Origin of the sequence: Butyricicoccus pullicaecorum (assembly GCF_002160355.1) — a bacterium.
GTDB lineage: Bacteria > Bacillota > Clostridia > Oscillospirales > Butyricicoccaceae > Butyricicoccus > Butyricicoccus pullicaecorum.
The window spans coordinates 58,070-83,179 of sequence record NZ_NFKK01000004.1 but is presented as its reverse complement, the minus strand read 5'-3'; the positions used below and the strand labels follow the sequence as shown (position 1 = coordinate 83,179).

Below are 25,110 nucleotides of genomic sequence, written 5' to 3'. Positions count from 1 at the left end.
AGAAGGAGAACGAAAGGTTCCTTTAAAAAAGGAACCGAAAACCAAAGGATGGACAACCTACGGTTTTCCTCCATCGCTAAACGATATGCCACTGGCATATCGTTTACGGTACGCTCGAAAATCGCGTACCGCCGCTCACCTCGAGCACGCACGCCTGCGGCGTATTTTAAGGCGTGCTCTCGTCCCTTTGGGAACCCGTTTTCCTGTTTTCCCGTTCTCCGTTCATGACTTGGCCGAACAAGTCGGCCACAGCCTTACGGGAAAATACCCCACCGGGGTATTTTCTAAATCCGCAAGGCTCCCGTTTAAGCTGGGACTGCGCTGGGAATGCCAACTTTATGGGACAACTGCGAGCCAAGTACCGGTTTTGTGCAGTTCGGGCGCTCAGTGCGGCAGTACGACCGGCTTTTTCGGTGCCGATCTACGCGCCCGGATGGCAGGTGCGGCTTTTGCCGTTTCAGATGCTTCCCTACTCCCTCAAAAATTTCTATAAATTTTCCAAAATCTTTGAACCGCCCCAGCCCTCCGCGCCTCTATCTTAATAGCACACCTATCCCAAATGCTGCAAGGAGGCGCTGACGCTCATGTTCCATACAAAGACCTACCGCTGGACGGTCATCCTGTTCGTCTTTTACTTCATCATGCTGACCTGGATCATCCTGTTCAAGCTCGCCCTGTCCCCGAGTGACCTGCCGCACCTGCGCACGGTGAACCTCATCCCCTTGGGCGACCCGCTGCGCGTTAACGGCCAAGCCGATTACGGCGAGGTGATGCAAAACTTGCTCGCCTTTGTGCCGTTTGGCATCTATCTGGGACTGCTCCTGCCCGGTCGACCGCTTGCCTTGCGTCTGCTTCCGGCAGTCCTGACCAGCCTGGCATACGAGTGTCTGCAATTTGTATTCATGCTGGGTGCATCGGATGTCACCGACCTGCTCAGCAACGCGCTGGGCGCACTGGTCGGTCTTGGTGTTTACGCAATCTTTTATAAGCTGTGCGGACAAAAAACTGCAACGGTGCTCAACGTGCTCGCGACCCTTGCCTCGGCCGCGATGGCGGCGCTGATCGTGCTGATGCTGATGAACTGACCGCAAGACCGCCTATATCGGGCGGTCTTTTTCGTATTTCCCACCCGCTCACCCTATGAATATAACAAATTGCAATCATAATACATTTCGTATAATTTTCGCCCCTCGTATCACCCTTCCCCGCCATCATTCTCGCCCTCCTTCCCTTGCTTTTTTTGCCAAAATGCTTTATCCTATTTTTAGTAACAGAAGTAAGGATGGAAAGCCCGTATGAAGTATGATCTGATTGCGCTTGACCTGGACGGCACGGCGCTCAACCCGCATAACACCGTATCTCCCGCCGTCCGCGAGGCCGTCGCCTGGGCACGCAGCTGCGGTGTCCATGTCGTCATCTCGACCGGACGTATTTGCAGCGAAGCGGCAGAATTTGCGCAGATGATGGGCGCGAACGATGAGATGGTCACGTCGGGCGGAGCCACCCTGTCCAGCGTGTCCAAGGGTGGCTGTACCATGCGCATTTCGATTCCGTGGGAACCGGCTGTGCGCGCGGCAGCGGTTGTCGAGCGCGTGGGCATGACCTCGATGATCTACGCCGGCGAGCACCTGTATATTACGCCCTACGACGAGATGTTTTTCAGCCAGTATAAGACCAACGAGGGCTTTCTGTCGAGCAAACAGGTCGTGCCCTCGGTCGCCGAGTACATCGCGACCCATCACCTGTCGGTCGACAAGATCTTCTGCCGCTCGCGCGAACCGTTTATGCTGCAAATGGCACGCCGTCAGATTGCGTCCATCCCGGGCGTGCGGGTCATGAGCTCGGCGGACGATAACATCGAGATTATCTCTCCCCTGGCCGATAAGGGCAGCGCATTGACCATGCTGTGCACCCATCTGGGCACGACGATCGACCGCTGCATCGCCATCGGAGACAGCGAGAACGACCTGGAAATGCTGCACGCAGTTGGCATGCCGGTTGCGATGGGCAATGCAAACGACGAAGTCAAATCAATCGCAAAATATATCACCGATACCAACGCCAACGACGGCGTAGCCAAGGCCATCTATTACCTGCTCGGCCGCGAGCGGTAAGACTGGAATCGGGAGAGGAGGGCGACGGATATGAAATGCCCCTACTGTAAGATCCATTATATGGATGATGACCGGGAATGCCCGATGTGCGGCACGCCCAACCCCGAGCGCTGGTCGGGCAAGCAGCGCGTGAACAAGAAGTATAAGCAGTCGAGCAAGGCGAGCGACGACCGGAAATACAGCGCGGTGCGGCATAAAGAGACGCACGCGACGGCCAAGCCGGTCGAGAGCGCCGACCTCAAGGGCAAGACCCATCGCTCGGATAAGAAGTCCTCGGCTAAGATCGGCGCGGTGGCATCGGTCGCGGTCGTCATCATCAGCCTGATCCCGACCGTGATCTCGGCGGTCGGCGACGTGGTGAACGATCTGGATTTCACATCTTCCCCCTTCGTGGAAGCCGAACCGGACATCCCGGACAACGCGCCTGCGATCGAGGAAGCCAGCCCCGAATATCAGGTGCCTGCCTCGGCGTATGACACCGTGCAGGGCGAGTGGGTTGGACTGGACGAGGGCGGATACCTGTATCTCGACCTGGACACCATGGATTACAGCTATGCACCGGACGATCAGAGCGAAGTGGAATATGGCTATGCCTTCATCTACGAGATGGACACGTTCGACAACGACGACGGTACGACACAGTACGATTATCAGGTGGATTTGTACCCCAATTGGGATGATTACGGCTATTCCATGTACCTGAGCGCGTCGGACAGTGCGGACAGCCTGCTCGTCACCATGACGTTTGACGATCAGGGCTACACCGATACCGACACTATGCTCCTGTGGGCACGTCCCGGCGCACAGGATATATAAAGCCCCAAAAACCGCTCTTCGGAGCGGTTTTTTCTTTTGGCAGCCCTCTTGCTTTTCTGGGAATCATGTGGTATATTTACCTCATAAAGATAGAAATACACCACATACGACCTGAGAGGAGGCTGTCTGCCATGAAAGTGAATTTGCGAAAGATTTTTCACAAGAATCCGCTCTATTATCTGGGATTTCTGGGCTTTGTGGGCATCATCGGGCTTTGTTTTTCTTCGCCCATTCTGAGCTCCTTCCTGCTCTGCTTTACGTTTTTTGCCTATGGTGACATGATTGCCGATGAAATGTTTTGGGAGAACGTCCGGCGGGCAGGATTTCGCGCTTTCCTGTCCGGTTTTGCCTTCGGCATCCTGTCTCAGGCCGTGATGGTGCCCCGTGCGATGTACTACGGCTTCCGGGAACTTCAGTTTACAGACGGCTTCGCGCGGATTTCGGAGCAATTTTATTTGCAGGCGCTGTTCGGCTCGGCGGCTTTTGTGCTGTCGTTTATCCTCATGCTGGTGGTTTTCACCGGTTCGCTTCTGATTTTCCGCCATCGTGAGAAACAGAGCCTGCGCGAGTCGGAGGAGTGAGAGCGATGGCACTCAAAACCAGAATGAAGGAATACCGCGCGCGGTACCAGATGAGTCAGGAAGATCTGGCCGGACTGGTCGGCGTGCGGCGCGAGACGATTGGAAACCTGGAGAAAGGCCGATACAATCCGTCGCTCAAACTGGCAATGGACATTGCCCGGGTGTTTGAGACGACGGTAGAAGAGCTTTTTTGGTTCACCGAGGAATGAAAAAACCGCCCTTTCGGGCGGTTTTCTGTATGTTCCGGCTTATTCCAGATTGAGCTTGTTTTTGAGCACCCAGGTCGTACCGAAGTAGAAAATGAGGGTCTCGACCAGACAAACCAGAATGCTGAACCACAGCATGCTGTGCGTGCCGATGATGGGCGAAATAATGAAAAAGTTCGTGATAAAGAGCGTGAACGCCGGGATATTGCCCAGAACGATGCCGATGAGACCGGTGAGGAAGGACAGAGCGGTCTGAATGACGATGAACCAGACAAAGCTCATCGCAACGCGGTGCTTATTGGACAGATGACCGAGCGCCATTGCGATGTAGATGTCGGTGACCATGCTTGCGGTGCCGACGACGCCGAGCAGGAACAGCTCGATGCAGATGAAGGTCATGTCTAAATCCCAGTTTGCGAGCAGCTGACCCAGACCGCGCAGGAATGCGCCCCAGTCGAGGCCGACCGAACCCAGAATGATGACCGACAGGATGCCGACGATGCCGGACAGGATGGTCATGATGGTTGCGCCGACCAGCTTGGACAGGGTGAGCTGCCAGGTGGGCACGGGCAGGGTGAACATCAGATAGCCTTCCTGACCGAGCAGACCCTTGTAGAATCGCTGGATGACGACGAGGAAGGTCACGACGGCGATGGCGACGCACAGACCGAAGTAGACCAGCATGGCAGTCAGCTGGGACAGACCGCTGATCGTGCTGGTGGTGGAGGTCGGACCGTTGCCGCTGACCGACCACATGATGGAGTTTATGAGCGCGACGGCGAGGATTGCGCCGTAGAGCGGGATGAGTCCCTTGGACAGCGACTTCATCTCGTATTTCATCAGTTTACCAAACATTAGAAGTCACCTCCCTGATAGGGTACCGCGCGAAAGACTTCGCGGAAGAGCTGATCGACCGACTTGCCTTCCACGGCGCGGATGTTGTCGACGGTGTCGTGACGGACGATCTGACCGTTTTGCAGGAAGATGACCTCATCGAGTACGCGCTCGATGTCGGAAATGAGGTGGGTGGAGATGATGACCGTGCCGTCCTCGTTGTAGTTTGTGAGGATGGTGCTGAGGATAAAGTCGCGGGCAGCGGGATCAACGCCGGCGATGGGCTCGTCGAGCAGATAGAGCTCAGCCTTGCGGCTCATGACGAGTACGAGCTGTACTTTTTCCTTGGTGCCCTTGGACATGGTCTTGATGCGCTCGGTGGGACGGATGCCCAGCGCGGAGAACATTTCCGCAGCCTTCTGACGGTCGAAATCGGCGTAGAAGTCGGAAAAGAAGTCCATCAGATCGCAGGCACGCATCCAGTCAGCGAAGTACATGCGGTCGGGCAGGTAGCTGACACGCGCCTTGGTCTCGACGCCGGGTGCGTAGCCGTCGATGAGGGCGATACCCTCGGTGGGACGGAGCAGACCGTTCAAGATCTTGATTAAGGTCGTCTTACCCGAGCCATTGGGGCCGAGCAGACCAACAATTTTGCCGCGGCCAAGTTCGAGGTCGAGGCCGCTGAGCGCAGGCTTTGCGCCGTATGTTTTTCTCAGATTTTGCAGCCGAATGAGTACGGGATCGACATTTTTGTCGACCTGTACGAAATCAGCGCCTGTGCGCATTTCTTCCATGAATCATTTACCCCTTTCTGCGGTTTAGCAGCATTTGCGCTGCCTGCGTTTCCGTATAACCGAGTGTGGCCATACCGGATACATAGAGTTCCATTTTGTCCTCTGCCAGACTCAGGCGGACGTGTTCGACCGCGTCTGCGTCCTCGGTGACGGTGCGTCCGGCGGTGCGATTGGTCGCGACCAGTCCATCGGTTTCCAGCTGCGCGAGTGCACGCTGCATGGTGTTCGGATTGACACCGGCCTGCGCGGCGAGATCGCGCACGGATGGCATCCGTGAGCCGAGCGGATAGACACCGGAGACGATGCGCTCGGTGAGCTGTTCGGTGAGCTGGGTCCAGATCGGGCGATCGTCAGTCAGTTTCCATTGCATGCTCATCCCTCCTTGTGTATTTGTGTATTAGTAGCTTAATACAAGGATACAATAAGAAGGTTGATTTGTCAAGTGTCTTTTTTGTGACCAAAGGTTAGCGCTGCACCAATCCCGCCCGCAGGCGAAATGAAGCTTTCGCTCAAGCCTTTCTCGAAACCTTGCGGAACTAGAAAAGGCCCCTGTGGGGCGTTTTCCCGCAAGGCTGTGGCCGACTTGTTCGGCCAAGGCCCTAACACGCGGGCACTGTTGCCTCAAGTCGCGCCCCGCAGAGCGCGAAATCCCCTTTTGATTCCCGGTGTCCGACCCGGGAATCAATCTAAACATACAAAAAAGGAAAGACCGTCCCTTCGGACGGTCTTTCCAGAGTATTGCGCGTCTGCGGACGCGCTTTTTTATTATTTTTTGGTTGATTTTCGCAAAGCGAAAATCAAAAGGGGGGTTCCGGACTCTGCGGAGTCCGGCTCAGGGCTCTGCCCTGAGAACCCGCAAACCTTTGAAAAGGTTTGATCGAAACTTCAGTTAGGGGTGCGGTGGTTTGGGGTTATTCGCCCATGACCTGAAACACCACGTCACGCACGCGGTTTCTGGTATCGCATTCAACCAACGTCAGATTCTGCCACGGGCCAATCGTCAATTTTCCGTCCACAAACGGGATCACGATAAACGGCGAGAGCAGAGCGGCCTTGATATGCGACGAACCGTTATCATCATGCCAGGTATCGTGATGATGATAGTGGATCACGCGGCCGGTCTCGTCGGTGTAGGGCGAGAAAATGTCCATTGCGGCCTTGAGGTCGTGGTGCACCATACCGGGTTCAAACTCCAGAGTGGTCAGACCTGCGACACCGCCGGTGGTGAAACCGGTGATGGTGCCCGAGGAGATGCCTTTTTCCTGGCAGGCAGCGGTAACAGCGGCCTGAAAGTCCTCGGTAATGTCGATCATACCCATGTGAGCACGGGTCTTGTAGGTTTTGGTCATGGTGTAGACTGCCATGGGGGTCACATTCCTTTTTGTGCGAGATTTACAATAAGTAATTAGAGACAGAGTAAATACTGTCCGTAAAGGGTCTGGCTGAGCTCATTGCCCATCCGGTGCACGTCGTCCACGTCGATGTAGCCGCGATTGAGGGCGATTTCTTCCAGACAAGCCACATATCTGCCGGTGTCGTCCTGCACTTCCTTGACGCCCATGCCGGCGGTCAGCAGGTTGTCCGCGGTTCCGGCGTCGAGCCAGACGAAATCGCGGTCAAGTTTGATTACATGCAGTTGATTTCTGCGGAGATATTCCAAATTGACATCGCTGATTTCCAGCTCACCGCGAGCCGAGGGCTTGATACCCTTGGCGATCTCGATCACCGAGTTATCGTAGAAGTAGAGGCCGGGGATGATGTAATTGGACTTGGGCAGACGGGGTTTCTCTTCGATCGAGATGGCGCGGCCATCCTCGTCGAACTCGACCACGCCGAATGCGCGGGGATTGTGGACGTAGTAGCCGAATACGGTCGCACCGCCCTGATGGGAGGTACGCACGGCGCGTGCGAGGGTAGATTCCAGGGTGAGGCTATGGAAGATGTTGTCGCCGAGCACGAGACAGACGGGGTCTTTGCCGATGAAGCGTTCGCCGATGAGCAGAGCGTCAGCGATGCCGCGTGCGACTTCCTGAACTTCATAGGAGATGTTGACGCCCCAGCGCGCACCGTTGCCGAGCAGACGGTAGAAGGGGCCTTCTTCTCCGGGCGGGATGATGATGAGGATGTCGCGAATACCGGCCTGCATGAGCACGGCAAGCGGATAGTAGATCATGGGCTTGTCGTAGACGGGCAAGAGCGGCTTGCAGGTCGGGCGGGTCATGGGATAGAGTCTGGAACCCTTACCAGCCGCTAGGATAATACCTTTCATTGCGGTTGCACTTCCTCCTTAATAGATGACCGTCGGGCGATAAGCGGACGGCGGTGGTGCGGCGCGGCCAAACGGGGCCGGGTGCCGCGGATCGAGATACGGGTAATATCGATTCTGATACCACATTATAGCACACTGTAGGCCGAAAAAACAATGTTTCGCAAAAAATTAACGAATTCGACGCAAAGAATTCAAAATTGCTGGGAGAATACGGTCAAAAATCCGGGGAAGGATGGGGATGGAGGGGAGAGAAAAGGTTGGAAAAAGACGCAGAAATGTGGTATTATGATACCGTATTACATTTTTGAAAAACGGAGGAAGAAGTGACTATGAATGTATCCCAGGCGAAGAGCGCCTGTGATTTGAGAGGGGGTGCGGTGCATGGCTGAGCGACAGAAGCGCACGGCGACAGCGAACAAGAATACAAGCCGGAAATCCACGTCTGATGGTTCGCGCAAGACGCGCAAGATGCCGGCGGTGCAGGAGGAAAAGCGCCGCGCACGGGTATCCACGCCCCATCCCGAGGAGGAATCCATCCCGCGTGAGGTCTGGGCTGCCATTTACGGCGTGCTGGGCGTGCTGTGCCTGATCTCGGTGCTCAAAAACGACGGCTTTGTGCTGCGCATGATCCATACCGCCCTGGGCGGACTGTTCGGCTGGGGTCTGTACGTCTGGCCGTTCGCCCTCTTCGGCCTGTGCGGCCTGCTGTTTGCACGCCGCCGCGGCGCGGTGCGTCTGCGCGGTGCGGCCATCGCCTGTTTGCCCATCTTCATCGGCGCACTGGCGCACGCCTTTTTCTGCGGTGCTGATTACAGCGCAGCCGGCATGACGCTCTTCCGCCTGCTGGGCGACGGCGCCAAGCTGCAAGCGGGCGGCCTGATTTCGGGCGGACTGTATACCATTCTGCGCTGGGCATTTTCGGGCATCGGCGCGAATATCCTGCTCGTCATCGGCCTGCTGGCGGACATTATGACCATCTGCCGCATCACACCGGGCGCGGTGTGGGACGCTTTGAGACCGCTCGACGCTGACTACGACGAGGACGAGATCGACGACGGCCCGATCGTGCTGCCCAACGTGCACGAGGCCATCGCCAACCGCCGCGCACAGCGTGCGGAAAAGCGCGCCGCGTTCGACATTGCACTGGATGACGAGGACGAGGACATCCAGCCGACGCACAAGTCGGTACATAAGGACGACACCCCGACCGAGCCGGACGAGACCGCCCAGTCCATCCCCGAACTTGTGATGGACGCGGTGCGCGACCAGTCGGACTTCGAGTCGGTGCACATCCCCGAACCGTCCGCGGAGGACGACGCGGACGAGGACAACGCCTTTGGCGATATCCTTTCCCTGCTGGAAAACCGCGACGCACTGGAACCCGAAGAGGACGATACACCGCCGTGGGAGCAGCCCGCGTCTCACGCGGACAAGCCCAAGCCTGCGGATAAGCCGGGTAAAATCTCGGAGGACGAGCAGGCCACCCTGTCGGCACAGATGGACGAGAGCCAGAAGGCTCCTGCCCCGGTCTATGAACATCCCCCGATTGACCTGCTCGACCCGCCCAAGGGCGGTTCCAAGGGCAACGTGCAGGCCGAGCTGACCGAGAACAGCCAGCGTCTGATCGATACACTGGAGTCGTTCGGCATCGAGGCGCAGATCATCGGCATCGTGCGCGGCCCGTCGGTCACCCGCTTTGAGCTGACCATCGAGCGCGGCATCAAGTTCAGCCGCATCACTGCCCTGTCCGACGATATCGCCCTGTCGCTCGGCGCGGTGTCGGTGCGTATCGCACCCATCCCGGACAAGGTCGCAATCGGCATTGAGGTGCCCAATAAAACGGTCACTATGGTCAATATCCGCGAGGTTCTGGGCTCGGAAGCCTTCGAAAAGGCCAAGTCGCACGTCTCCTTCTCGGTCGGTAAGGACATCACCGGCGCACCGGTCGTCGGCAATATCGCAAAGATGCCCCACTTGCTCATCGCAGGTACCACCGGTTCGGGCAAGTCGGTGTGTGTCAACTCCATGCTGATCTCGCTCCTGTATAAATCCTCTCCCGAAGAGGTTCGCTTGATTATGGTCGACCCCAAAATGGTCGAACTCGGCAACTATAACGGCATCCCTCACCTGCTCATCCCGGTCGTCACCGACCCCAAAAAGGCCGCAGGCGCACTCAACTGGGCGGTTGGCGAGATGGAGCGCCGCTATAAACTGTTTGCCGATCATCAGGTGCGTAAACTCGAGGACTTCAACGCCCTCATGCGCAAAAAGAAGGCCGAAGCGGCTGAGATAGAGGGCGGAACGCCCGAGGCTTACCAGGTTCTGCCCGAAATCGTCATCGTCATCGACGAGCTGGCCGATCTTATGATGGTCGCAGCTAAGGAAGTCGAGACTTCTATCTGCCGTATCGCACAGAAGGCGCGTGCCGCCGGTATGTACCTGATCGTCGCAACCCAGCGACCGTCGTCTGATGTCATCACCGGTATCATGAAGGCAAATATCCCCTCGCGTATCGCGTTTGCCGTTGCGTCCCAGATCGAGTCGCGTATTATCCTCGACCAGACCGGCGCGGAAAAACTCATCGGTAAGGGCGATATGCTGTACGCACCGCTCGGCGAGGGCAAACCCCAGCGTATTCAGGGCTGCTTTATCTCCAATGACGAGATCGAGCGCGTCATCGAGTTCGTCAAGCAAAACGGCTCGGCGGAGTACAGCGAGGAAATTTTGGAACACATCGAGAAGCAGGCCGCAGGCGACAGCGCTGGCGGCGGCAGCGGCGGCGGTGACGGCAGCGGCGAGGAAGACGAACTGCTCATGGAAGCCATCGACGTGGTGCTTGATTGCGGTCAGGCATCGGTGTCCATGCTCCAGAGAAGACTCAAACTCGGCTATTCCCGCGCGGCAAGAATCGTCGATCAGATGGAGGAACGCGGCATCGTTGGCCCGTTTGAGGGCAGTAAACCGCGTCAAATCCTGATTTCTAAGGACGATTGGCGGGAAATGAAGATGCGCCGCGCACAGCTTCCCTAAAAAGCCACCGCACCCATAATTGAAGCTTTCGCCAGCCTTTCTCGAAAGGCTGCGGGTTCTCAGGGCAGAGCCCTGAGCCGGACTCCGCAGAGTCCGGAATCCCCACTTGAAACCCGGTGTCCGACCCGGGTTTCAACTAAAAAATAAAAAAGAAGCGCGTCCCGCAGGACGCGCAAAACTCTGCGGCCAATGGCCGCTCATGGAATCCGTTCCCACGGAACGGATTCCCCAAACTATGCCCTTTGTGCGCACCCTTAAACGGAAAGACCGCAGACAGGACAGAGGAAGGAAAACCAATCCGGTAGGTTGGTTTTCATGAACGCGCTTTGCGCGTAAGAAAAGAACGATATTTTAGTTGATTTTCCCTTGCGGGGGACGGGAAAATCAAAAGGAGATTCCGGACTCTGCGGAGTCCGGCCAGCCTGCGCGGCTGGACCGCGCCAGGGAACTCGTCCCCTGGACCCCGATTGTCGCCTGCGGGCGGGAATCAGTTCTCCCCTACCCCCAAAAATCCACTTCACAGGAGGTTTTTTACCATGTCTCTCAAGAAAATCGACGCAAGCACGCTCACCTTTAACCCCTTTGAGAAGCTCTCCAAGCAGTGGGCGCTCGTGGGCGCAGGCAGCATGGACAAGTTCAACATGATGACGGTCAGCTGGGGCGCAGTTGGTGTCATCTGGGGCAAGCCCTCGGTGACCGCTTACATCCGCCAGACCCGCTACACCAAGGAGTTCGTCGACTCGAGCGATACCTTCACCCTGACCTTCCTGAAGGATGGCAACCGCGACGCGCTGAACGTACTGGGCAGCAAGTCGGGACGCGACATGGATAAGATGAAGGATTCCGGCCTGACCCCGATCGAGGTTGACGGCGAAGTCATGTTCGAGGAAGCCGAGCTGGTACTGGTTTGCCGCAAGCGCTTTGTGCAGGACATGCCCAAGGAAAACTTTGTCAATCAGGAGACTCTGGATAAGTGGTACGCCGATCAGAACTATCACACCATGTACATCGGTGAGATCGTCGCAGCCTACGCAGCAGAATAAAGCCTTTTTTCGAGCACATCTGACCGACAGGTGTGCTCTTTTTATAAAAAATTCAAAAAATTTCGGATTTGGTCACGAAATATTCAAAAATATCCGGTATAATCGGATATAATAATGAAGTACGCTTGGAAGGAGACCGCATATATGGCACTAATCCTGATTGCCGACGACGAGGCACGTATTCGCAGACTGGTTGCGGATTTTCTGCGCCGGGACGGTCATACGATATTGGAGGCCGGAGACGGCGCGGAAGCGCTGGACATCGTGACCGAGCGCCGGAATGAACTGTCCCTGGTGATTTTAGACGTGATGATGCCCAAGATGGACGGCTTCGCCGTGCTTTCGGCCATTCGCGCGGGCGATCACGGCAAACCGCTGCCGGTGATGATGCTGACCGCGCGCGCCGAGGACACCGACGAGCTGCACGGTCTGGAATCGGGCGCAGACGACTACGTTGCAAAGCCGTTTTCGCCGCTGGTGCTGGCGGCACGCGTCAAGACGCTTTTGAAGCGTTCGGGTGCACCGGCTGACGAGGCCGAGAGCTTCGGTGATCTGACCGTAGACGAGCGCAGCCGCGCGGTATCGGTCGCGGGCAATCCGGTCGAGCTGACCCCCAAGGAGTACGAGCTTCTGGTGTACTTCAAGAACAACCGCCGGGTCGCGCTGTCGCGTGAAACCATTTTAAACGCGGTCTGGGGCTATGATTACTTCGGTGATCTGCGCACGGTTGACACCCACATCAAGAAGCTGCGCGCAAAGCTCGGCACATGCGGTACACTCATCGGCACGGTACGCGGCTACGGCTACCGTTTCGACGCCGACTGACCCGGTTTTTCCCTGCCCTTCCCCTGCCGGAATCTGTCAAAACTACCAAAATTGGTTTACTTTTCCTGCGGGCTGTGGTATGCTAGGGGTATATCGGATACGGAGGTGAAAACCGTGCTGTCACGCGAAAAGTTGGAAGCTTATCTGGAAAAAGAGGACATTGAATACCATCTTGACGAGGAAGACCCCGACCGCATTCTGGTGGTCTTTCAGACCAAAGCGCTGTCCAACGTCTCGCTCGATATCACGATTTTAAACAGCCGTACCGTGCTCTTTCTCTCCCGCCTGCCGCTGAGCGTTCCGCCTGAGCACCGCGCAGCCGTGTGCGAGTACATCACCCGCGTCAATTACGGTGTTGTGCTGGGTGGGTTCGAGATGAACCTGGACGAGGGCGACGTCAATTATAAGATTGTCGGCGCACTCGGACGGGAGAACGAGATTGACCGGGAAGCATTTTGCCGTCTGCTCTATCTGGGCAACAGCATGCTCGATAAATATGCGCCGGGCATTCTGGCCATCCTATACGGAGGAAAGACTGCCGCGGAGGCATACCAATCTTTTACGAAATCCAACAACTAAGAAAAAGTGAGGGACAAAACAATGGCTTTTGATCTGAAGCAAATCGCAAAGTACTATAAGGAAGATATGCAGCTTAACTTCGCGCTCGAGGAGGAGAACAACCGCATTCGTTTCTCCATGGATACCGAGGCAATGAAGGAAGTTCGCTTCATGGCATACAAGGAAAACCCGCACACCATGCTGTTTTTGACCTACCTGCCCATGAAGGTCGAGGAAGACAAGCGTGCAGCAGTTGCAGAGTACCTGACCCGTGCAAACTACGGCCTGCATGTTGGTAACTTCGAGATGGACATGACCGACGGTGAAGTTCGCTACAAGACCACCGGTGTTGCAGACGAGAACACCATGCCCGGTCTGGACGTCATCCGTCGTCTGACCTATGTTGGCTTCAGCATGTTCGACCGTTACGTTCCGAGCCTGCTGTCCATCCTGTACGGCGGCAAGACTGCGGAAGAAGCAATCGCAGAAGCTGAGAAGGACATGCACTAAGGTCTGAAATCAGGAAAAAGAGCCGGTTTGACCCGGCAGAGCGAGGGGGATGGCCGCAGGCCATCCCCTTTTTTGTCCCTATATTGAAGAATCAGGAGGCAAAAACGATATGCCCGAGCGATTTTTAAACGGTCTGTCGCTGCGATTTGCGCGGATGCGGTCGGTCAAAGTGAAGTTTTTCGCGGCGATTGCGGCGGTGGCAGTGGTGTTCATTCTGGTGATTACCAGTCTGAACCTGTTTTTTTATGAGAGCTATTACATGGCGCAGCGACAGAATTCGCTGACCGAGATTTACGAGGAAGTGCGCACGAGCTATCACGCAGGTGATTCCAAAGCCTTTCTGGACGTGCTCTTTCGCATCGAGAACAGCGACAGCGTGCGCCTGAGCATCATCGACGAGACCGGACAGATGATCTACGACTCAGACACGGCGCAGGAGAGCCAGAACATTTTTGGTCACAACGTGTTTGCCAACTGGCGCATGGAACAGCTGGTCAAGTCGGCGCTGTCGGCAGCCGACCCACAAAAGCTGAACGCGGGCGAGGTGGACTTTGTGGCCGTCCAGATGCGTGATCTGCGCGAGAATTTCCTGTGTCTGGTGGGCAAACTGGGCGACGATTATCTGGTTGAGCGCGTCCCGTTCACCTATATGAAGCAAAATTCCATGTTCAACATGACCTTTTTGGTCATCACGGGCATGGTGACGCTGCTCATCTGTCTGGCGCTGAGTGCATTTTTGGCATCGCACTTCACCAAGCCGCTCATCGAGATGGGCGAGGTGGCCAAGGCGATGACCCGGCTGGACTTCTCCAAGAAATACGAGGGTGGGCGCACCGACGAGATTGGGCAGCTGGGCGAGTCGCTCAACCTGCTGTCCGACCATCTGGAGGAATCCATCCGCGAGCTGCGCACGTCCAACCAGAAGCTGGCCGAGGAGATCAAGAAGAAGGAACAGGTCGACGAGATGCGCCGTGAGTTCATCATCAACGTTTCGCACGAGCTGAAAACACCCATCGCGCTCATTCAGGGCTACGCCGAGGGTCTGACAGCCGGAGTTGCCGAGTCGCCCGAAGACCGTGACTTCTATTGCACGACGATTGCCGAGGAAGCCGACCGCATGAACACCATGGTGAGCCAGCTGTTGAGCCTGTCGCGGCTGGAACTGGGACGCGAGAGCGTGCAGAGCGAGCCGGTCGACCTGGGTGAGTGCATGCGGCGTGCGGTGGACAAGACCGCGGTGCTGCGCACCGGACGCGACCTGACCGTGACCTGTACGGGCAGCGTGACGATTGAGAGCGACGCGCACCAGATCGACCAGATCATTATGAACTACATGACAAACGCCATTCGCTACACGCCGGACGGCGGACGCATTGCGCTGAGCGTGCAGCGCACCGCGCAGGGCGGCGCCAAAGTGATCGTGTTCAACGAGGGCGAGGGCGTGGCCGAGGAAGAGCTGCCCCGTCTGTGGGACAAGTTCTACCGAACGGACAAGGCGCGCTCGCGCGCATCGGGCGGAACGGGTGTCGGACTGTCCATCGTGCGCGCATCGGCTGCCCTTCTGGGCGGCACAACGGGAGCGGAAAACGTACCGGGCGGCATCCAGTTCTGGGTTGAACTTCCAGCATGTGTGCACGTACCCGCAAACCTGTCCGAGACATGACCGCCTTTTCATCAAGAATTACCCAAACCCCACAACTTGTTGCAAATTTGCAGCTATATGCAACGAGAACCTATAATTTTTACACAAAGAAATACGCGTTAAATTCTTGACAATCTTTTTCCCAGCAGTATAATGATTATAGATGTGCCAAAAACGCACGTTACCAAAACCATACCGCAAGACCCGTATCTTTTCGGTCTGCCCAGCGTTCTGCACGCGCCCAAACGTTCCGGGCGGCAGGCGTGCGGCACGCAGGTGTGGACTGTTACACAAATTTGAACAATTTATTTGGGAGGTTTCATAGCATGGATTTTAGGCTTACCAAAGAGCAGGAAATGATGCAGAAGCTCTGCCGCGAGTTCGCGGTTAACGAGATCGAGCCCCTCGCGGCTGAGATCGACGCAGAAGAGCGTTATCCCTGGGAGACCGTTCGCAAGCTGCAGAAGTACGGCCTGCTGGGCATTCAGTTCCCCAAGGAGCTGGGCGGCTCCGGCGGCGACAACATCTGCTACACCATCGCCATCGAGGAAGCATCCAAGTTCTGCGGCACGACCGGCTGTATCCTGTCGTCCCACGCAACCCTCTGCTGCTGGCCGATCTTCAAGTACGGCACCCCGGAGCAGAAGGAAAAGTGGCTCCGCCCGCTGATTTCCGGCCAGAAGGTTGGCGCATTCGGTCTGACCGAACCCAATGCCGGCACCGACTCCGCTGCTCAGCAGACCATCGCTGAGAAGCAGGAAGACGGCTCCTACATCATCAACGGCTCTAAGGTCTTCATCACCGGCGCAGGCTGCGCTGATACTTACGTCATCTTCGCTATGACCGATAAGTCCAAGGGCAACAAGGGCATTTCTGCCTTCATCGTAGACAAGGATGACCCGGGCTTCTCCATCGGCAAGATCGAGCATAAGATGGGTATCCGCGGCTCCCAGACCGGCGAGCTGATCTTCGAGGACATGCGTCTGTCTGCTGACCGTCTGCTGGGCAAGGAGAACGGCGGCTTCAAGATCGCTATGACCACCCTCGACGGCGGCCGTATCGGTATCGCTGCACAGGCACTGGGTATCGCTCAGGGCGCACTGGACAAGGCGATTGCATACATGAAGGAGCGCGTACAGTTCGGCAAGCCGATCGCTACCAAGCAGGGTCTGCAGTGGATGGTAGCCGACATGGCAACCGAAATCGAGGCAGCTCGTCTGCTGGTTCGCCGCGCTGCATTCAACAAGGATCATGACATCCCCTACACCAAGGAAGCCGCTATGGCAAAGCTGTATGCTGCAGAGGTTGCTATGAAGGTCACCACCCAGTGTGTTCAGATCTTCGGCGGCTACGGCTACACCCGTGAGTATCCGGTAGAGCGCATGATGCGTGATGCTAAGATCACCGAGATCTACGAGGGTACTTCTCAGGTACAGCGTATGGTCATTTCCGGCCAGGTTATCGGCAAGTAAGACTTAAGGAGGATTTACTGAATTATGAAAGCTATCGTTTGCGTAAAGCAGGTTCCTGATACCTCCGGTAAGGTTGCAGTTAATCCGGACGGCACCCTCAACCGCGCCTCCATGGCGACCATCATCAACCCGGATGACAAGAATGCAGTCGAGGCTGCACTGACCCTGAAGGACAACACCGGCTGCGAAGTTGTTGTTGTTACCATGGGTCCCCCTCCGGCAGAGGGCATGCTGCGTGAGCTGCTCGCAATGGGCGCAGACCGCGGTGTACTGGTATCCGGCCGTGAGTTCGGTGGTTCCGATACCTTTGCAACTTCCCAGATCCTGGCAGCTGCAATCAAGAAGATCGGCGTAGACGCTGAGGACGTTGTATTCTGCGGCCGTCAGGCAATCGACGGTGATACCGCACAGGTAGGTTCTCAGATCGCTGAGAAGCTGAACATCCCGCAGATCTCCTACGCAGCAGACGTTAAGATCGAGGGCAAGAAGGTAACCGTTAAGCGTATGCTGGAAGACGGCTACATGACCATCGAGACCCAGACTCCCTGCCTGCTGACCTGCATCAAGGAGCTCAACGAGCCCCGCTACATGTCTGTTGGCGGTATCTTCGACTGCTACCAGAAGCCGGTAGAAGTATACGACTACAACACCCTGAAGGATGATCCGCTGATCGAGGTAGACACCATCGGTCTGAAGGGCTCTCCGACCAACATCTTCAAGTCCTTCACGCCTCCGCAGAAGGGCCAGGGCCGCATGCTGGAAGGCGCAGACAAGAACACTGCTGCCGAGCTGGCTGCAGAGCTGCTGAAGAAGCACATCATCTGATTGAAAGGGGATACTTACAATGGCTGAATTTAACAATACCAATCTGGCTGATTTCTCCGGCGTATGGGTATTCTGCGAGCAGCGCCAGGGCGAGCTGCAGCCGACCGTGCTGGAGCTGATCTCCGAGGCACGCAAGCTGGCTGACGACATGGGCGTAGAGGTTTGCGGCCTGCTGCTGGGCGACAAGGTCGAGGGCATGGCTAAGGAGCTGGGCGCATACGGTGCTGACAAGGTATACGTTTGCGACGATCCGGCACTGGCAACCTACACCACCGACGCTTACGCAAAGGTTATCTGCGACGTCGTAATGGAGAAGAAGCCTGAGATCATGCTGATCGCAGCAACCAACATTGGCCGCGATCTGGGCCCGCGCTGCGCAGCTCGTCTGCACACCGGTCTGACCGCAGACTGCACCCATCTGGATGTAGATGTAGAGAAGTACATCGCATTCCTGAAGGAGAACTCCACTCTGCCCGAGGCACAGTACGCTTCCATCAACAAGGAAGACCGCAACCTGAAGATGACCCGTCCTGCATTCGGCGGTCACCTGATGGCAACCATCATCTGCCCCCGTTTCCGTCCCCAGATGGCAACCGTTCGTCCGGGCGTACTGAAGAAGGGCGAGTACAACGAGGAGAAGGCAAACGCAGTTGTTGTTGAGAAGCTGCCGGTAGCGATCTCTGAGGCTGACATCAAGACCCGTGTTCTGGAAGTCGTCAAGGAGGCTAAGGAGCTGGTTGACCTGACCGGCGCTGAGGTAGTCGTATCCGTTGGCCGTGGTATTTCCAAGGACGTTGAGAAGGGCATCGAGCTGGCTAAGGAGCTGGCAGCAGAGTTCGGCGGCGTACTGGGCGGTTCCCGTGCAGCAATCGACTCCGGCTGGCTGACCGCTGACCACCAGGTTGGTCAGACTGGTAAGACCGTACATCCGAAGCTGTACATTGCTCTGGGTATCTCGGGCGCAATCCAGCACAAGGCTGGTATGCAGGATTCCGAGTGCATCGTAGCGGTTAACAAGAACGATACCGCTCCGATCTTTGACGTAGCTGATTACGGCATCTGCGGCGACCTGTTCAAGGTAGTTCCGCTGATGATCGAGGCAATCCGCGCTGCAAAGGCTGGCAAGTAAGATTGAATCGAAAATCCCCGAGGAGAAATCCCCGGGGATTTTTTTGTAACGGAAAGCACCGCACTCCTAATTGAAGTTTGGATCAAACCTTTTCAAAGGTTTGCGGGTTCTCAGGGCAGAGCCCTGAGTCGGACTCCGCAGAGTCCGAAACTCCCCTTTTGAAACCCGGTGTCCGCCCCGGGTTTCAACCAAAACAAGCCAAAAAGGAAAGACCGTCCCTTCGGACGGTCTTTCCTAATGAGCGCACTTTGTGCGCGAAGTATTGCGCGACCTGCGGGTCGCGCTTTTTTATTATTTTTAGTTGATTTTCGCAAAGCGAAAATCAAGAAAGAGTTCCGCGCTCTGCGGAGCGCGTCTCAGGGCTCTGCCCTGAGAACCCGCAGCCTTTCGAGAAAGGCTGGCGAAAGCTTCAGTGATTGGTGCGGTACTTTAACCGCCGTGTCTGACTCCACACACCGGGCACAGTGGTCGTCTCGCGTCGATCATCTGATGCAGAGCATCGAGTGCATCCGACAAACTACCCACCTGATCGATCAGACCACACGCGACGGCCTCCTCCCCTGACACGATGGTACCGGTATCCGCGGACAATTCTGCGGTCTCCATCATCATTCTGGTGAATTCCTTTGCTGATACATGACTGTGTGCGGTAATAAACCCGACAATCCGCTCCTGAATCTTCTGAAAATAGGTGTAAGTCTGGGGTGAAGCGATGACCGTACCGCTCATGCGCACCGGATGGATGGTCATAGCAGCCGAGGGCGCGATAAACGAGCGTTTAGCCGCGACGGCGAGCGGCACGCCGATGGAGTGACCGCCGCCGAGGACGAGGGAAACAGTAGGCTTTCGCATTCCTGCGATGAGTTCGGCGATGGCGAGGCCGGCTTCGACGTCGCCGCCGACCGTATTGAGCAGTACGAGCAGGCCGTCGATCTCGTCGGACTCCTCAACCGCGGTGATTTGAGGGATAATATGCTCGTATTTGGTGGTTTTGGTCTGCTGGGGCGCTTCCATGTGGCCTTCGATCTGGCCGACGATGGTGATGGAGTGGATGACACCGCGGCGGGTGCGAGCGGTGACCGAGCCGGTCTGGGCGATGTTATCCACAGGTGTGGACGATTGGGCTTCCTGATCCATAGCGAAAAAGACCTCCTTGCAAGTAGTGGCGAAAAGTGGGATGCAGGCGGCGCGCCGCCGGGCATCATTTGATATTGTGCGCGGAAATGGACGATTTTACGCTCTGTATACCTGTTTTTTTGTGATTTTGTACGTTTGTTCGCATTAACTTAGAGTTATCAACAATGTCCACAAAGTTATCCACAGAGAAGATGTGTATTGTGGAAAAAAGGGGTTATACCATAAGTAATGAAAAAAGGGTCAATTTCCGTGGAAAAAAGGCGATGATAACGTCGAGTTATCAACAATGTCCACAGAGTTATCCACAAACGGGGAGGGACAGAAAGCGGCAGGAAACTATACGAAAGGTAATGAATCGGGAACAGAAGCGGGAAAAACAGAGCGTTCGACAGAAAGCCTCAACCGAAAGTTATCAACAATGTCCACAGGTTTATCCACAGTTATCCACAGAGGGATGCAGCCTTTCGTAACAAAAAATTTGCAAAAAACTTTCGGATTTCGTAGATTCTGCTGAACAACTATGATATAGTTATATTTATAAAAAGAACGCCCGACGCCATCGGGGAATGTATCCAAATAGGGATGCGTCTATGCATCAGAAAAATACAGGGAATGGAGAATAAGATATGCCTATGGTGGAAGTCCGCATGCTGGGACGTTTCGAAATCTATGTGGACGATCAGCTGGTCAGCGGTCAGATTGGCCGATCGAAAAAGCTCAAACATCTGGCCGAATACCTGATCTTAAACCACGACCGCGCCGTGCCGAATGACGAGATTATTGAGGCGCTGTGGCCGGGACAGGAGAGCAAGAATCCGCGCAATGCGCTGAAGATTCTGGTGCATCGTCTGCGCATGACGCTTGCAGCAGGCGGCGCGCCGGAAGACATGGAGTTCATCATTGCCCGTCAGCGTTCGTGCCGATGGAATCCGGCGCTGGACTGCATTTATGACTTCGAGCACTTCGAGGCACTGTGCACGGCAGGCCTGTCCGGCCGCGCGAGTGAGGAAACCGCACGCGTGCGTCTGCTGGACGCGTGCAAGCGCTATCGCGGACGATTTTTGTCGGATGCAGGCGGAGAACTGTGGGCATCCGGCCCCGAAATCCGCATGCACACCTATTACCTGCGCGCGGTGCATCGCCTGATCGAGATTCTGCGCGGCCGCGGACAGTTCGACCAGATCATCGCGCTGTGCCGGGACGCACTGGAGATCGACCAGATGGACGAGTCGATCAACCGCGAGCTGATTTTTGCACTGGCTGAGAGCGGCCGCAATCAGGAGGCCATCCAGCATTATAACCAGATTACCGAGCTTTACTACAACCAGCTCGGCGTGCAGCCGTCCGAGGAACTGCGCGGTCTGTACCATCGTATTGCAGCGGTGGAACGCAAAGTGGGTGCGGATATCGACTCGATTTGCGCCGATCTGCGTGAGAGCGATACCCAGCCGGGTGCATTTGTATGCCCGTACGAGATTTTCAAGGATATTTACCGCCTGGAAGCGCGCAGCCTGGCACGCTATGGCGGCAGAGCGTTCATCGGTCTGCTGACCGTCACCGATAACCGCGTCTGCCAGCCCGAAAGCCGCGTGCTGGCGAAGGTCATGGAGCGTTTGATCGAGAGCGCACGCATGAGCCTGCGCCGCGGCGATATGATCGCCAGATATAGCCCGGCTCAGATCGTGGTCATGCTGCCCACGGTCACGTATGAAATGGGTCAGATGGTGTGCGAACGCCTGACCCGTAACTTTAAGCGTGAAAATCCGGCAATGAACGTCGCGATCTCGTATAATTTGAGACCGATGGAACCGCCCCGTGCAAGTGATAAAGAAGAATATCACATGTAAGGTAATCACCGAATCAATCCCGCCCGCAGGTGACAAGCGGGTCCGGGTCTGCGACCCGGCGCGATCCAGCCGCGCAGGCTGGCCGCTCGCCGCAGCGAGCGGAATCCCCTTTTGATTCCCGGTGTCCGACCCGGGAATCAACCAAATTAAAAACACAAGCGCCGTCCGCAGACGGCGCTAACTTTCCGTTTTCCGTTCATGGCTTGGCCGAGCAAGTCGGCCACAGCCTTACGGGAAAATACCCCACCGGGGTATTTTCTAAATCCGCAAGGCTCATGAAAAGACCGTCTCATCATGAGACGGTCTTTTCCATTTCCTCCCTTTCCCCTCTCCTCCCCCACCCCAACCCGTTCCCAATCCGAAACCCTTTTCCTCTCTCCAAACCCACTTTTTCTTGCGCCCTATCCACGCAAAATCATAACATTCCGCACCCTGTATCCCTTTATTTCTTTATCGCATCAGCGTTAAAGCAACTTCAAGCTTATCCCTTGAATGATGCAATAAACTGTGCTAGAATAGAGCCACGCGGTGTGATTTCCGCAGAAGGGGTAACAAACAATGAAAGAAAGAGAAAAGTTTAGTTCCAGACTGGGCTTCATCCTGATCTCTGCCGGATGCGCCATCGGTCTGGGTAACGTCTGGCGCTTTCCGTACATCACCGGCCAGTATGGCGGTGCAGCCTTCGTGTTCATCTACCTGCTGTTCCTGCTGATCCTCGGACTGCCCATCATGGTTATGGAGTTCTCGGTCGGCCGAGCAAGTCAGCTCTCCGCCGCCCGCTCGTTCCATAAGCTTGAACCCAAGGGCAGTAAATGGCACCTGTACAGCTACGGCGCGATGCTGGGCAACTATCTGCTCATGGCATTCTATACCACCGTCGGCGGCTGGCTGATCGCCTACGTCTATAAGATGGCGAAGGGCGAGTTCGTAAACGTTGACCCGGACTATATCACCGGCTCGTTCAGCACCATGCTGCAAAGCCCGGGCTATATGACCATCTGCATGGCAGTTGTCGTTTTGGCTTGCTTCGCGGTCTGCTCGTTCGGCCTGCGCGGCGGCGTTGAGAAGATCAATAAGATCCTCATGCTCGGCCTGCTGGCAATCATCGTCGTGCTGGTGTTCCGCTCGGTCACCCTGGACGGCGCAGCGGCTGGTCTGGAATTCTACTTAAAGCCCGATTTCTCCAAGCTGTACGAGGCAAAGGGCGGCCTGTTCGAGTCCATCTTTGCTGCAATGGGTCAGGCATTCTTCACCCTGTCGCTTGGTATCGGCGCACTGGCTATTTTCGGCTCGTACATTGACAAGGAGCGCTCGCTGACCGGCGAAGCGATCTCCATCACCATTCTGGATACCTTTGTCGCACTGATGGCGGGCATGATTATCTTCCCGGCCTGCTCGGCATTCGGTATTCAGGCAGACTCCGGCCCGAACCTGCTGTTCATCACCCTGCCGAACATCTTCAATCAGATGGCAGGCGGACGCATCTGGGGCACGCTGTTCTTCATGTTCATGGCAGCGGCTGCCTTCACGACCATCATCGCGGTATTCGAGAACATCATCTCGTTTGCGATCGACCTGTGGGGCTGGAGCCGTAAGAAGGCGATCATCCTCAACCTGATCTTCATTCTGATCATCTCCATGCCGTGTATCCTGGGCTTCAATCTGTGGAGCGGTTTCCAGGTACCGCATGTCGGCAACATTCAGGATCTGGAAGACTTCATCGTCTCTAATAACCTGCTGCCGCTGGGTTCTGTGGTCTATCTGCTGTTCTGCACCTCGCGTTACGGCTGGGGCTGGAAGAACTTCATCGCAGAGGCAGATACTGGCAACGGTCTGAAGTTCCCGAGCAAGCTGCGGTTCTACTTCACCTGGATTCTGCCGCTGATCGTCCTGTTCATCTTCGTGATGGGCTACATCCAGAAGTTTGGCGCATAATCGCGCACATCAAGCGTTACATTGACCTTGAACACACGCAGGGGCGTGTCCCCTGCGTGTGTTTTGTATTCTGAGAGGAAAAAAACTATGCAAAATCGAGAGACCTTTGGCTCGCGACTGGGCTTTATTCTGATCTCTGCGGGCTGTGCAATCGGCCTGGGCAACGTCTGGCGATTCCCGTACATTACGGGTAAGTATGGCGGCGCGGCATTTATCCTGCTGTATCTGGCATTTCTGCTGCTGTTCGGTATTCCGGTTATGACGATGGAATTCTCGGTCGGACGCGCATCGCGCCGGTCGATTTCGCGCTCGTTCCACGAGCTCGAACCCAAGGGCACCAAGTGGCATTGGTGGAGCTTCTTTGGCATCGCGGGCAATATCATCCTGATGATGTTCTACACCACCATTGCAGGCTGGATGTTCATTTACTTCTATAAGTACGTTGCCGGTTCGTTCTCGTCCATGAGCGCAGCCGAAGTCGGACAGGCGTTTGAGAAGATGACCGGTGACCCGGTGGTCAGCACGATTGCAATGGGTATCGCCGTTGTTCTGGGCTTTGCCGTGTGCTCGCTGGGCGTTAAGGAAGGCGTTGAGGCGGTCAATAAGAAGATGATGGCGCTGCTGATCGTGCTGATGGCAGTCCTTGCCATCCGTTCGATCACGCTGGACGGCGCACAGGCCGGCCTGCAGTACTACCTCATCCCGGATTTCAGCAAGATCACCGAAAACGGTGTTTGGAACGTCATGTACCAGGCGATGAGCCAGGCATTCTTTACCCTGTCGGTCGGCATGGGCGGCATGGCGATCTTCGGCTCGTACATCGGCCGCGAGCGCTCGCTGCTCGGTGAGTCCATCAACGTTGCCGCACTCGATACCTTTGTCGCACTGTGCTCCGGTCTGATCGTTATTCCGGCATGCTTTGCCTTTGACGTAGACCCGGGCTCGGGCCCTCCGCTTATCTTCATCACCCTGCCGAGCGTTTTCGAGCAGATGCCGGGCGGCCGCTTCTGGGGTGCGCTGTTCTTCCTGTTTATGATCTTCGCGGCTATGTCCACGGTCATCGGTGTTATGGAGAACATTATCTCGTGCTTTACCGACCTGTTCCCCAACCTGTCGCGTAAAAAGATGTGCCTCATCGGCACCATCGGCCTGTTTGTTCTGTCGCTTCCGGCAGTCCTGGGCTTTAACCTGTGGAGCGATGTCCAGCTGCTGGGCGGTAATATCCTGGATTTCGAAGATTTCCTCGTGTCCAATAACATCCTGCCCATCGGCTCGTGCATTTACGTCCTGTTCTGCTGCCTGAAGAACGGCTGGGGCTGGAAGAACTTCATGGCTGAGGCAAATAGCGGTAAGGGTCGAAAGTTCCCGAATTGGGCAAGAGGCTATTGCACAGTCGTCGTCCCGATCGCGATTGTGGTGATTCTGGTCATGGGTTATATCACAAAGTTTGCGGGTTAAGGAAGAAAACCCGCCCGCAGGCGAAAACGGGTCCGGGCCTGAGGCCCGGCGCGGTCCAGCCGCGCAGGCTGGCCGCCGTCCGCAG

23 protein-coding genes are annotated in these 25,110 nt (G+C 56.1%); 17 read left to right on the top strand and 6 right to left on the bottom strand.

Annotation, left to right across the window (positions count from 1 at the left end; all coding sequences use genetic code 11):
* The first annotated feature begins 584 nt into the window (after positions 1–584).
* From B5F17_RS04990 to B5F17_RS04970, 5 genes are all read left to right on the top strand, one after another.
* Complete coding sequence (locus B5F17_RS04990; RefSeq protein ID WP_087371456.1) at positions 585–1,085, top strand: VanZ family protein; 501 nt, start codon at positions 585–587, stop codon at positions 1,083–1,085.
* A 210-nt stretch (positions 1,086–1,295) separates the two neighbouring features.
* The gene (locus B5F17_RS04985; RefSeq protein ID WP_016148898.1) at positions 1,296–2,114 is read left to right on the top strand and encodes a Cof-type HAD-IIB family hydrolase; all 819 of its coding nucleotides are present in this window, start codon (positions 1,296–1,298) and stop codon (positions 2,112–2,114) included.
* 30 nt (positions 2,115–2,144) lie between these two features.
* Entirely contained in the window at positions 2,145–2,930 is a 786-nt protein-coding gene (locus B5F17_RS04980; RefSeq protein WP_087371452.1) for a hypothetical protein, read from the top strand.
* A gap of 131 nt (positions 2,931–3,061) precedes the next feature.
* A complete protein-coding gene (locus B5F17_RS04975) occupies positions 3,062–3,511 on the top strand; it encodes a DUF3796 domain-containing protein (RefSeq protein WP_087371448.1) in 450 nt (149 codons plus the stop codon).
* A gap of 5 nt (positions 3,512–3,516) precedes the next feature.
* The gene (locus B5F17_RS04970; RefSeq protein WP_016148901.1) at positions 3,517–3,720 is read left to right on the top strand and encodes a helix-turn-helix transcriptional regulator; all 204 of its coding nucleotides are present in this window, start codon (positions 3,517–3,519) and stop codon (positions 3,718–3,720) included.
* A gap of 39 nt (positions 3,721–3,759) precedes the next feature.
* Here the strand turns inward: B5F17_RS04970 and B5F17_RS04965 are convergent, their stop codons facing one another.
* The 5 genes from B5F17_RS04965 to rfbA all read right to left on the bottom strand — a co-directional run bounded on the left by B5F17_RS04965 (position 3,760) and on the right by rfbA (position 7,614).
* On the bottom strand, positions 3,760–4,572 hold the full coding sequence (locus tag B5F17_RS04965; RefSeq protein ID WP_087371445.1) for a hypothetical protein: 813 nt from the start codon (positions 4,570–4,572) through the stop codon (positions 3,760–3,762).
* Positions 4,572–5,345, bottom strand: a complete 774-nt coding sequence (locus B5F17_RS04960; RefSeq protein ID WP_087371443.1) for an ABC transporter ATP-binding protein — start codon at positions 5,343–5,345, stop codon at positions 4,572–4,574. Before B5F17_RS04960 ends, B5F17_RS04965 begins: the two co-directional genes overlap by 1 nt.
* 7 nt (positions 5,346–5,352) lie before the next feature.
* A complete protein-coding gene (locus B5F17_RS04955) occupies positions 5,353–5,715 on the bottom strand; it encodes a GntR family transcriptional regulator (protein WP_087371440.1) in 363 nt (120 codons plus the stop codon).
* 541 nt (positions 5,716–6,256) lie between these two features.
* Positions 6,257–6,709: a YjbQ family protein gene (locus B5F17_RS04950; protein ID WP_087371437.1), complete on the bottom strand. Its 453-nt coding sequence runs from the start codon at positions 6,707–6,709 to the stop codon at positions 6,257–6,259.
* Between the two features lie 41 nt (positions 6,710–6,750).
* Positions 6,751–7,614, bottom strand: a complete 864-nt coding sequence (gene rfbA / locus B5F17_RS04945; RefSeq protein ID WP_016148906.1) for a glucose-1-phosphate thymidylyltransferase RfbA — start codon at positions 7,612–7,614, stop codon at positions 6,751–6,753.
* Positions 7,615–7,995: 381 nt separating this feature from the next.
* On the opposite strand from rfbA, the gene B5F17_RS04940 reads away from it, so the two are divergent.
* From B5F17_RS04940 to acrA, 9 genes are all read left to right on the top strand, one after another.
* Positions 7,996–10,644: an FtsK/SpoIIIE family DNA translocase gene (locus B5F17_RS04940; protein ID WP_242968704.1), complete on the top strand. Its 2,649-nt coding sequence runs from the start codon at positions 7,996–7,998 to the stop codon at positions 10,642–10,644.
* 536 nt (positions 10,645–11,180) lie between these two features.
* The gene (locus B5F17_RS04935) at positions 11,181–11,687 is read left to right on the top strand and encodes a flavin reductase family protein (RefSeq protein ID WP_016148908.1); all 507 of its coding nucleotides are present in this window, start codon (positions 11,181–11,183) and stop codon (positions 11,685–11,687) included.
* 144 nt (positions 11,688–11,831) lie between these two features.
* Positions 11,832–12,512, top strand: a complete 681-nt coding sequence (locus B5F17_RS04930) for a response regulator transcription factor (RefSeq protein ID WP_016148909.1) — start codon at positions 11,832–11,834, stop codon at positions 12,510–12,512.
* Between the two features lie 114 nt (positions 12,513–12,626).
* A complete protein-coding gene (locus B5F17_RS04925; RefSeq protein ID WP_016148910.1) occupies positions 12,627–13,091 on the top strand; it encodes a YbjN domain-containing protein in 465 nt (154 codons plus the stop codon).
* Between the two features lie 21 nt (positions 13,092–13,112).
* A complete protein-coding gene (locus tag B5F17_RS04920) occupies positions 13,113–13,580 on the top strand; it encodes a YbjN domain-containing protein (protein ID WP_016148911.1) in 468 nt (155 codons plus the stop codon).
* A 109-nt stretch (positions 13,581–13,689) separates the two neighbouring features.
* Positions 13,690–15,243 (top strand): HAMP domain-containing sensor histidine kinase, encoded by a 1,554-nt coding sequence (locus B5F17_RS04915; protein WP_162608083.1) that lies wholly within the window; start codon positions 13,690–13,692, stop codon positions 15,241–15,243.
* Positions 15,244–15,548: 305 nt separating this feature from the next.
* On the top strand, positions 15,549–16,694 hold the full coding sequence (locus B5F17_RS04910) for an acyl-CoA dehydrogenase (protein ID WP_087371430.1): 1,146 nt from the start codon (positions 15,549–15,551) through the stop codon (positions 16,692–16,694).
* A gap of 24 nt (positions 16,695–16,718) precedes the next feature.
* On the top strand, positions 16,719–17,519 hold the full coding sequence (acrB, locus tag B5F17_RS04905; RefSeq protein ID WP_016148914.1) for an acryloyl-CoA reductase electron transfer subunit gamma: 801 nt from the start codon (positions 16,719–16,721) through the stop codon (positions 17,517–17,519).
* A gap of 19 nt (positions 17,520–17,538) precedes the next feature.
* Positions 17,539–18,648: an acryloyl-CoA reductase electron transfer subunit beta gene (gene acrA / locus B5F17_RS04900; RefSeq protein ID WP_016146870.1), complete on the top strand. Its 1,110-nt coding sequence runs from the start codon at positions 17,539–17,541 to the stop codon at positions 18,646–18,648.
* A gap of 429 nt (positions 18,649–19,077) precedes the next feature.
* Here acrA and B5F17_RS04895 read toward each other — a convergent pair whose 3' ends face one another.
* Positions 19,078–19,785, bottom strand: coding sequence for a ClpP family protease (locus B5F17_RS04895; protein ID WP_016148915.1), 708 nt, complete (start codon positions 19,783–19,785; stop codon positions 19,078–19,080).
* A gap of 626 nt (positions 19,786–20,411) precedes the next feature.
* Here B5F17_RS04895 and B5F17_RS04890 point away from each other — a divergent pair.
* The 3 genes from B5F17_RS04890 (at position 20,412) to B5F17_RS04880 (ending at position 25,025) form a co-directional block, all read left to right on the top strand.
* A complete protein-coding gene (locus B5F17_RS04890; RefSeq protein ID WP_087371427.1) occupies positions 20,412–21,632 on the top strand; it encodes an AfsR/SARP family transcriptional regulator in 1,221 nt (406 codons plus the stop codon).
* A 558-nt stretch (positions 21,633–22,190) separates the two neighbouring features.
* Positions 22,191–23,567, top strand: coding sequence for a sodium-dependent transporter (locus B5F17_RS04885; protein WP_087371424.1), 1,377 nt, complete (start codon positions 22,191–22,193; stop codon positions 23,565–23,567).
* Between the two features lie 87 nt (positions 23,568–23,654).
* Positions 23,655–25,025 (top strand): sodium-dependent transporter, encoded by a 1,371-nt coding sequence (locus B5F17_RS04880; RefSeq protein ID WP_087371420.1) that lies wholly within the window; start codon positions 23,655–23,657, stop codon positions 25,023–25,025.
* Positions 25,026–25,110 lie beyond the last annotated feature (85 nt).

Coding starts and splice junctions, on each gene's coding strand:
- B5F17_RS04990 (WP_087371456.1), top strand. CDS start 585: ATGTTCCATACAAAGACCTACCGCTGGACGGTCATCCTGTTCGTCTTT.
- B5F17_RS04985 (WP_016148898.1), top strand. CDS start 1,296: ATGAAGTATGATCTGATTGCGCTTGACCTGGACGGCACGGCGCTCAAC.
- B5F17_RS04980 (WP_087371452.1), top strand. CDS start 2,145: ATGAAATGCCCCTACTGTAAGATCCATTATATGGATGATGACCGGGAA.
- B5F17_RS04975 (WP_087371448.1), top strand. CDS start 3,062: ATGAAAGTGAATTTGCGAAAGATTTTTCACAAGAATCCGCTCTATTAT.
- B5F17_RS04970 (WP_016148901.1), top strand. CDS start 3,517: ATGGCACTCAAAACCAGAATGAAGGAATACCGCGCGCGGTACCAGATG.
- B5F17_RS04965 (WP_087371445.1), bottom strand. CDS start 4,572: ATGTTTGGTAAACTGATGAAATACGAGATGAAGTCGCTGTCCAAGGGA.
- B5F17_RS04960 (WP_087371443.1), bottom strand. CDS start 5,345: ATGGAAGAAATGCGCACAGGCGCTGATTTCGTACAGGTCGACAAAAAT.
- B5F17_RS04955 (WP_087371440.1), bottom strand. CDS start 5,715: ATGCAATGGAAACTGACTGACGATCGCCCGATCTGGACCCAGCTCACC.
- B5F17_RS04950 (WP_087371437.1), bottom strand. CDS start 6,709: ATGGCAGTCTACACCATGACCAAAACCTACAAGACCCGTGCTCACATG.
- rfbA (WP_016148906.1), bottom strand. CDS start 7,614: ATGAAAGGTATTATCCTAGCGGCTGGTAAGGGTTCCAGACTCTATCCC.
- B5F17_RS04940 (WP_242968704.1), top strand. CDS start 7,996: ATGGCTGAGCGACAGAAGCGCACGGCGACAGCGAACAAGAATACAAGC.
- B5F17_RS04935 (WP_016148908.1), top strand. CDS start 11,181: ATGTCTCTCAAGAAAATCGACGCAAGCACGCTCACCTTTAACCCCTTT.
- B5F17_RS04930 (WP_016148909.1), top strand. CDS start 11,832: ATGGCACTAATCCTGATTGCCGACGACGAGGCACGTATTCGCAGACTG.
- B5F17_RS04920 (WP_016148911.1), top strand. CDS start 13,113: ATGGCTTTTGATCTGAAGCAAATCGCAAAGTACTATAAGGAAGATATG.
- B5F17_RS04915 (WP_162608083.1), top strand. CDS start 13,690: ATGCCCGAGCGATTTTTAAACGGTCTGTCGCTGCGATTTGCGCGGATG.
- B5F17_RS04910 (WP_087371430.1), top strand. CDS start 15,549: ATGGATTTTAGGCTTACCAAAGAGCAGGAAATGATGCAGAAGCTCTGC.
- acrB (WP_016148914.1), top strand. CDS start 16,719: ATGAAAGCTATCGTTTGCGTAAAGCAGGTTCCTGATACCTCCGGTAAG.
- acrA (WP_016146870.1), top strand. CDS start 17,539: ATGGCTGAATTTAACAATACCAATCTGGCTGATTTCTCCGGCGTATGG.
- B5F17_RS04895 (WP_016148915.1), bottom strand. CDS start 19,785: ATGGATCAGGAAGCCCAATCGTCCACACCTGTGGATAACATCGCCCAG.
- B5F17_RS04890 (WP_087371427.1), top strand. CDS start 20,412: ATGCCTATGGTGGAAGTCCGCATGCTGGGACGTTTCGAAATCTATGTG.
- B5F17_RS04885 (WP_087371424.1), top strand. CDS start 22,191: ATGAAAGAAAGAGAAAAGTTTAGTTCCAGACTGGGCTTCATCCTGATC.
- B5F17_RS04880 (WP_087371420.1), top strand. CDS start 23,655: ATGCAAAATCGAGAGACCTTTGGCTCGCGACTGGGCTTTATTCTGATC.